Annotated in this window: 6 protein-coding genes; 5 read left to right on the plus strand and 1 reads right to left on the minus strand. The window is 67.6% G+C overall.

The window, feature by feature from the left end; translation table 11 throughout:
- Positions 1–93: 93 nt before the first annotated feature.
- On the minus strand, positions 94–1281 hold the full coding sequence (locus CFP71_RS40755; protein WP_244200018.1) for a cytochrome P450 family protein: 1188 nt from the start codon (positions 1279–1281) through the stop codon (positions 94–96).
- 215 nt (positions 1282–1496) lie between these two features.
- Here CFP71_RS40755 and CFP71_RS40760 point away from each other — a divergent pair, with 215 nt between their 5' ends.
- The 5 genes from CFP71_RS40760 to CFP71_RS40775 all read left to right on the plus strand — a co-directional run.
- Positions 1497–2828, plus strand: a complete 1332-nt coding sequence (locus CFP71_RS40760) for a hypothetical protein (RefSeq protein WP_093939237.1) — start codon at positions 1497–1499, stop codon at positions 2826–2828.
- Between the two features lie 227 nt (positions 2829–3055).
- Entirely contained in the window at positions 3056–3958 is a 903-nt protein-coding gene (locus CFP71_RS40765; RefSeq protein WP_167406461.1) for a DUF4238 domain-containing protein, read from the plus strand.
- A 4-nt stretch (positions 3959–3962) separates the two neighbouring features.
- Positions 3963–5624 (plus strand): hypothetical protein, encoded by a 1662-nt coding sequence (locus CFP71_RS40770; RefSeq protein WP_093939239.1) that lies wholly within the window; start codon positions 3963–3965, stop codon positions 5622–5624.
- A 77-nt stretch (positions 5625–5701) separates the two neighbouring features.
- Positions 5702–5851, plus strand: coding sequence for a hypothetical protein (locus CFP71_RS44485; protein ID WP_167406462.1), 150 nt, complete (start codon positions 5702–5704; stop codon positions 5849–5851).
- A gap of 811 nt (positions 5852–6662) precedes the next feature.
- On the plus strand, positions 6663–8268 hold a 1606-nt coding region (locus CFP71_RS40775), incomplete at its 3' end, for a hypothetical protein (protein ID WP_143267264.1).

Below are 8268 nucleotides of genomic sequence, written 5' to 3' on the forward strand. Positions count from 1 at the left end.
CGCCGCAGCCATACTGCGGGCCTGCGCCCTGATCGCCGCTACGCGCGATCGTCACCAGCGGCCCGGATGCGCCGGGTTATTCGCTGACGAGGACTAGGCGACGTGAACAGGAAGAGCGAGCAGGCCGCGGTTGCGGAACGACGGCCGCCAGCGCAGGCGGTCGTGGGGGACCGCCGAGGTCAGGTCCGAGTACCGGTCGAGCAGCGCGGCCAGGCCGACCTCGATCTCGATCCGGGCCAGCGGCGCGCCGACGCAGTAGTGCGGTCCATGCCCGAATCCGAGATGCGGGTTGTCCGTCCGGCGCAGGTCGAGATCGTCCGGGTCGGCGAAACGGTCCGGATCGCGGCCGGCCGAGGCCAGCGACAGCAACACCGTGTCCCCGGCGGGGATCCTGGTCCCGCCGATGACGACGTCGACGGTGGGGAAGCGGCGGATCGCGAGCTGCGACGGCGAGGAGAACCGCACCAGTTCATCCACCGTGGACGAAAGCAGCGTGCGGTCCGCGCGCAGTCGCGCGAGGAGGTGCGGCCGGGCGAGCAACGCGGCGAGGCCGTTGCCGATCTGGTGCACCACGTTCTCGTACCCGGCGCCGAGGACGAGGAACAGCGCGCTGATCAGCTCCGCTTCGGACATCCGGTCTTCGACGTCGCGCTCGTCGATCAGCGCGCTGATCAGGTCCTCGCCGGGTTCGGCGCGTTTCGCCGCCGCGAGCCCCAGCAGATACCGCCACAGGGATTTCACCGCGAGCCCGACGTCTTCGGGGCCGGTGGGGGCAAGCATGCGGTCGGTCCAGGACCGGAAGTCGGGACGGTCCGCGACGGGGATCCCGAGCAGTTCACAGATCACGGCGATCGGCAGCGGCGCGGCGAACGTCTCGATCAGGTCCACCTCACCGGTGTCGGGGAGGGCGGAGAGCAGTCCGTCGGCGATCTCCCGGATCCGGGGGCGCAGGCTTTCGACGCGGGCGCGGGTGAAGCCGCGTCCGAGGATCGGCCGCAGGCGGGTGTGGTCGGGCGCGTCCATATTGAGCAGATTCGCGTCCAGCTCCGGCGGCAGGTTGAAGCCCTGGTAGCCGTTGCCCGCGTTGCGTTTATCCAGCGACAGGCGCGGATCCGCGAGTGCGGCGCGGACGTCGTCATAGCGCGTCACGAGCCACACCGGGGACCCGTCGGGCGTGACCGCGCGGTGCACGGGTTTCTCGGCGCGAAGCTTCGTGTAGGCGACGTCTGGGTCGCTGAGGAACCCTGCGTCGAACTGAACGATGTCGTCGTCGGTGGGCACGGCGGACTCGATCCTTCCTCTGTCAATTCACTACCGGGTTTGATCGTAGAGATCGTCCAAGCCCGGTGCCGTTGCCACCGGACGAGACAACGACCATCTCCGCACGCCCAGGACACACCGCACCGACGAAGCAGAGGCTCTCCGCCGCCGGGAGCCGGACAGAATCCACACCGATCCACCAGCACGTGCCACGCACAGGGGAGGAACAAAAAGACATGAACGGCCACTATCCACCGGGGCAGGGGAACTACGGCCCGCGGAATCAGCATCCGCATCAGGGATTCGTGCCGCACACAGGTGGTGGCACCCACTCGCTCTTCCCGCCAGTCGGCTCGCCGCCGCCCCGTCCCTTTCCTGCGCCGGAGACACCGCCGCGCAAGAAGCGCCACCGTGTCCTGAAAGTCACGCTCACGCTCGTCGTGGTCGCCGTGCTCGCGTTCGCCGGCACCGCCGTCGTCCGCTCGTGGATGTCACCGTCGGCAAAGGACAAGACACCGGGGTCGGCGGACCTCGGGTCGGGTTCGGTCACCGATCCGGTCATGTACGGGATCAACATCCCCGCCGGCGAAAGCCGGCAGTACCCGTCGAGCCTGCCCGGCGTACCGGACGGCACGGAGCTGTCCGGCCAGCAACTCGGGGGAGTCGACCCCAGGGTGCTGCTGTGGGTCACGCTTAAACGGCAAGCTGCCCGTCCGGTCACCGACGTGGTCAACCGCTGGTACCAGTCCACACAGGAATACGACACGTCCTACCCGGCGGCGCACTCCGTGATCCGGTCGGTCATCGACTGGCGCACCCGCGAGTTCACGCGGGACGACACCAGCATCGACGTCAACAACGCGATCGACACCTACGTCTTCCTCCGCTGTGTCGGCCCAGCCTCCGGCCCGGCGCGGGAAGGAACGTACTCGGGGAGCCGCTCCACCGACCGCCCGGCCACGTGGAAGATCGAGGAGAACCCGCGCGCCAGCAACTGCCCAGACCGGATGAAACCAGGCAAGCTCGTGGCCAACAACCACGTCACCGACGGGCTGGCGCCCTCGGGCCTGTCAGGCCAGGCGATGGACAAGTTCATCTCGTATCTCGACCACGTACCGAACCTGATCCAAGTGGCGCGCCCCGAATCCATCACGGGCAAGAACGGAAAGACCTACATCCAGCTCGACGTCACCCTCGTGCCGCAGCCCGATGGCACGGACACGGACAGCACGAGGGGCGCGGCATTCTTGAACGCCGCGTTCGCCCAGACGGGAAAGAGCCCCTACGACCAGCCCTACAGCATCAACATCGGCGCCGGGCAAGGCTTCAAGAAGCGGTATTTCCTCGACCCCGCAACCCTTCTTCCGGCCTACTCGGTGACCCTGTCCACACCCCAGCTGCACAGCAACGGCACCCCGATCACCACCGGCCCGCAACCGGAGATCGCCTACAGCCTCGACCAGCACAGCTGGCCCGAGATGATCGACCCCGACGCGAAACGCACCGAGGGCGGTCCGCCTGTCATGCCGCACCGCCCGTGGCCGTTCGACAAGATCCGGTTGCACTGATTTCGCGCCGGGGCAATAGTTGGCACGAACCACAGGTGATCGTTGGCATCGTGTCCGGGGCTTCGGTGCGGTGCGCTTGGACGGCGCGCGGCCGGGACATCGGCGACAAGGAGGATGGCCGATGCGGGGTCTGTCGCGCTGCGCGTCGAGGCGAGTAGCGTTCTGCTCGTGTCGTGACGAATCGGCGGATACTTGGGCCGGGCACCCGCGAGGCGAATGGAACTGAAGTGACCAAGCAACAGCGCAAGCGGTCCCATCACACCGTTCCCCGTTCTCACCTCACCCGGTTCGCGCGTGCACAGCGCGCTGGGCGCGGGCATCCGCAGCTGACGCGGGTCGAACTGCCCGGCACGAAGCGGCACCCGATCTCGGTGACCTCGGCGACCGTCGAGACGGACTTCTACCTCACCCACACCGCGGACGGCGATCCCTCCGATGCCTTCGAGGATCAGCTATCAGAGGTCGAGGCGGCTGCGGCGACCGCCGTGCGCCACCTGGTCGACGACAAAGCTCCCCTGACGCAGGAGCATCGGGAATGGATCGCGGCCTGGGCCGCTCTGCAGCACCTGCGCACACCCGGCCAGCGCGAACTGCTGGCTCTCACCACCGAGCTGACCAGCGAGATCAGCGGCCGCACCCTCGGCGAAGAACTCGAACAGTTCCCCGGCCCAGGTCCGCACACCTATGCCAGGCACCTGTCCCGACAGGAAAGCGAACGCCACCGCGCGCCGCACCTCCAGTCGATAATCGACAACTTCCACGCCGGCGTTGACACGCTCGTCTCCCGCACCTGGACCGTGGTGTTCTTTGAGAGAAGGACGCTGATCACCTCCGACTCACCCGTCACCCTGCTCCCGATTCCCGGCACCGCCGTCCGCACGCCGCTGAGCCTGACCTCCAACAGCGGCATCCTGGTGCCGCTCGACCGTCGCGCCGCCCTCCTGATGGACGAGGGAAAGGGTCGCGATCGCGTGATCGCCGGTACGACCCAGGTGAGCAGGAGACTGAACCAGGAGATCGTCAACGGGGCTCGCCGGTGCGTCTTCCACCACCCCGACGACGACCCTCTCGCAGGCCTCGTCCTTCCCGAGCCCCAGGAACAACGAGTGATGTTCGAGCGCGTGTTCTGACGGCATGGCCGCCGTGCGAGAGACCAACGTGCGGGTGCTGCCGTGCGTTTTGAACGCGCTCGACCGGATCGCGCTTCGGCGCGGCGTGTCGCGTGATGAAGCCGTGCGGCAGGTACTCGCCGAGCACATCGCCGCGCAGGAAGCGCGGGACCCCGAGGACCGGCTCACCCATATCGCGACCGTTCTGCGGCACCCCCTGCCGGGCCCGCGTAACCGGGAACGGGCAGACCAGCCACTACGGCTGCGGCTCCCGGAGGGAATGGCCGACCGGGCCCGTGCGGTGTCCCTGCGGCTGCCGGGGCAGCATCCACGTGCCCACAAGGACTACGTGGCCCGGCCGCTGACCGACGCGGTGGTGACCGCCATCGCGGTGCAGGAGCGCTTCACCGATCCCTTCCTGGATGGGCTGTTGCCGGTGCTACGGCACAACGCCGCTCTTGGCCTGTGGCAGCTGGCGGTCGCCGAGACCATCACCAAACCGGAGCTGGCGATCCAAGGCGCTGCCGAGTACGTGCGCGCCCGGATGGGCGGGACGTTGACACCGGACGAACGACGCTTGCTGCTGATGTCCGAACAGCTCGACGACGAGGTGTTCTGGCACGCCGAGTCCCGTTTCACCGCCGCCACCCAATTGGCCCGCGTGCTGCTGACTGACGATGACAGCGGGGCGGCGAAGGAGAAATGGTTGTACGAGCAGGGAAACGACTGGCATGAGTGGCGACTGGACCTGCGGCACGCCGACCACGGTAGCCAGCAGCGCGGCGGCTGGGAGGCAGACGGCCGCGGTTCCACCGCGGTCTGGCGCGCGGGCCGCAACGTCGACCTTCAGGACTTCACCGACTGGCTGCGGACACTCGACGGCCGCACACCACGGACGCGGATCATGCGCGCTCCCGGTTGGTCGGTCCGCGCGCCCGCGGGCTGGGCTACCCACGTCGTCCCGCGCGGCCAGGAACTGCCCGAGCGATTCGCCCAGTGGGCTGCGCGGGATCAAGTACTGGTGTGGCCGGTCGACGGCCGCCAGATCGTGTGGCCAGTGCGCCCCGGGCGCACGCGGCCCGTCCCCGGAATCGAGCCGCTCGCCGCCCTCGCCCGCACCCTGCGGCCGCAGGAAGTCCTCGAATTCGTCGAGGCGATCCTCATCGAATGGGGAACGTCCGTGACGGACGCGGTGGACGCCAGCATCGGGCTCGATGACGACGGCAGCGGAGCGTCCAACGAGCTGGTGGCCGAGTTCGACTTCCCGACGCCCTACCTGTGGCTGCCGGTCGACAAGGCGTTCGACTTCGGCTTCATCGACGCCGGACAGCGCCGCGCCGCGATGGCCGCAGCCTACGAGCAGGCCCCACATCGGACGCGGACCGCCGGCGAACGCATCGTGTCCGAGCCCGGACCCGGTCCCGACCGGGATTTCACCGTGCTCATCACGCGCCGAAGGAAGTCCCGCACAGCGAAACCGGTGTGGCGGTGGCCGCGCGGCTCGGTGGCTGAGGAGGTCTTCGCCGGAACCTCACCGGAGATCGTGAGCTGGCTGGCCGACCGGTCTCTCTGGATGGCACGTCGTATGGTCTTCGGGGCCATGGAACAGGCCTGGCACGACGGGTTCGACCACTACGCGGCGTCGTACTGGCGGCCCGGCGGCCTCGCGGACACCGACCTCGTGTGACACCCACCAATACCTCCTGGCTCTCCTCCTGTTTCAACCTGGTGCTGCACAACCACCACCAACCAGGGAGAAACGTCATGTCAGGACACGCGAACCACGACCAGCAGCACCCCGCCCCGAACGCTCCCAGATGGTGGCAGCACGTGTGGCCGAGAGTGAAGGTCCCGCTGCAGCTGATCGCCGGGCAGTTCATCGGCTGGGCCATCCGCAAAGTCCTCGGCGAGTAGGAGTTGCTCCGCGGCGCCGGCCCGGACAGCGCAACCAGCTGTCCGGGCCGGCGACGGACGCCGAGGTCCATGACGCCACCACCAGCCCCGCGAGTTCAGATGAGTCTCTCGGTTGGCGGTGATCCAGGTACGCGAACGGGCAGAGCGGTCGTTGCGGTTGATGCAGCAGCTCTGTGACGACAGTTGTTAGTTGGCACCACGGTTCGCCTGGCGTGGCGTTTCTCCGTCGGGTACAGGTGATGGATGGCATGAACGACATGTGCTTTTAGGCACGAAATCTGGCGGGCATGTCGTGTGGGTGACCAGTTATCTGATCGAACTCGACTTCCGGGCTTGTGGCGATCAGTCTCCCGTCGACTTGGGCGGGCTCAGCCGTAATGAGCGCGGCGTCGGCCGCGACGGACAAACCGGGCGCGATGCGTGATGATTTAACACGTGCTGCAAGTTAGCGGCGGGTGTGGAGCAGACTCGGCATTCTCACTCGTTCGGCGATGAACAGGCCAGTTGGTAGGCGTGTTTTAGGCATATTGCCCGCACCGCATCACCGCGGTTACACCACTTGGCCTGATGACGAGGCCTGTTGAGTCCGGGCTCCTTTTCCAGTACCCGAGCTTTGCCGTTCGCGGCCGACGTCAGCTGTGATCCTTACCCAGGGCATCACGACTGGCCGAGCCAAGCTGCACTCGGTAGGGTGTCCGACCGTCCATGCCGCTGCGTACTGCCACGCTGCGAGGTGTGTTACGCAAGCGAGTCGCTGCGCGACAGGTGGTGTATGAGTCGGTTGCGCGGAGCGCGATGGTGGCACGGGCTCGTGTCGGTGGTCATCGCCGCCGGAGTCGGGGTGCTAACAAATTTGGCCACCGGCGGGTTCTCGTGGGCGTTGACCGTGTTCTTGGTTGTGCTGGTGGTAGTCCAGGCGGGCTTGTCGGCGTGGCAGGTGGGGCGCGATCGGCAGGATATGCGGGATGCGCGTGATGCGATGCTGGGGCAACTGCGGCCGCCCGCGCCGATCTTTTCGGCCGACGAGGCTGCCGTCGGACAAGGCGGTGGGGGATCTGGAGCGCGGGGTGTGGTGCATTGGCTGACCGCTCCATTTAGCCCTACTCCGCTGTGGGGCCGGAGTGCTGTCCGCGACCGGCTTGTGGCGTGGTGCGAACACCGTGATCCGCAGGCTGAGGTGGCGAGGGTGATTGCCGGCTCTGCCGGGGTGGGCAAGAGCCGTCTCGCTCTGGCGGTGGCGGAGTCTCTGCTCAACAAGGGATGGGCGGCCGGGCGCCTGGACAGTGACGGAGCGGGACTGGTCGAGCGGATTGTCGCAGCAGACGATCCGACGTTGGTGATCGTCGACGACGCTGAGCGTGTTGCCGCCCCCGTACTGGAAGCTCTCCTCGGCGGAGCGATCCGCCACCCGGCTCTGGTGCGCGTGGTGTTGCTTGCCCGTACGGCAGCGGCGGTGCCGGTGCTGTCCGACACGGTCTTGCCGCATCTGCGGCGGATCGAGACGCTGGAACCCGTGGGTGAGGCCAGCGACCGGCTGCGCTGGTACGGCGAGGCAGTTCAGGCCTATGCCCGCACGCTGCAGGTCTCCCCGCCGGACTTGCCGGATCGTCCGGTTGGATCCGAAGACGACACTCCGCTGGTGCTGCACGCGCGTGCGCTGCTCGCGGTGCTGGGGCGCATCAATTCCCGCACCCAGCCACCGTCCGAGCTGTTCACCGAGCTGGTCGCCCTGGAACAACGCGGCTGGGCCGCCGACCTATCGCGGCTGCCTGCAGGGTGTGATTTAGACACGCTCGCCGAGGCCCTGACGGTGCTGCTGCTGTCACCTGCCGCCGATGTTGAGGAGGCGGCGACGCTGCTGCGTCGGCTACCTCAGTTCGCTCACGACACCGCGCAGGAGTCCCGCATCGCGGTTGCTGGCTGGGTGCACCGACGCTACCCGCCAGGGCCTGATCACCGGCCAGGCCTGGTTCCTCACCTTGTCGCCGATCGCCTGGTCCTTGACACCCTCCGCCGCCGCCTACAGCTGTTACGTGATCAGGATGCTCCTGCAGCGGCGCTGGTGCTAGCTCGTGCCTTTGCCACATACAACGATGCGCTCGAACAGCTCACTAATCTGCTCGCCCACCACATCAGCCAGCTCCCCGAAGCGCTTGCCGTAATCCTGGCCACCGGCGCCACCGGCCACCTGCTTGACCGCGCTGTGGCCGACTTGATCAGCACCCACATCGCCGATGACATCCGTGCCCGCGAACGAGTCCTGGCGCTGACCCCACCCGAAGCGTTTCCCCACCTGCGCATTGTCTGCATGCAGCTACTCGTCACCCACCACCGCGAACAGGTTGAGACCGAGCCTGGTCGGTACCGCCCCGACCTCGCCGATTCGCTGGACAACCTCGGGATCCGCCTCGGTGCGG

The organism is Amycolatopsis thailandensis, assembly GCF_002234405.1.
Lineage (GTDB): Bacteria > Actinomycetota > Actinomycetes > Mycobacteriales > Pseudonocardiaceae > Amycolatopsis > Amycolatopsis thailandensis.

Bases quoted from the DNA above. Each gene is read 5' to 3' on its own strand.
- CFP71_RS40760 (WP_093939237.1), top strand. From the start codon at position 1,497: ATGAACGGCCACTATCCACCGGGGCAGGGGAACTACGGCCCGCGGAAT.
- CFP71_RS40770 (WP_093939239.1), top strand. From the start codon at position 3,963: ATGGCCGCCGTGCGAGAGACCAACGTGCGGGTGCTGCCGTGCGTTTTG.
- CFP71_RS44485 (WP_167406462.1), top strand. From the start codon at position 5,702: ATGTCAGGACACGCGAACCACGACCAGCAGCACCCCGCCCCGAACGCT.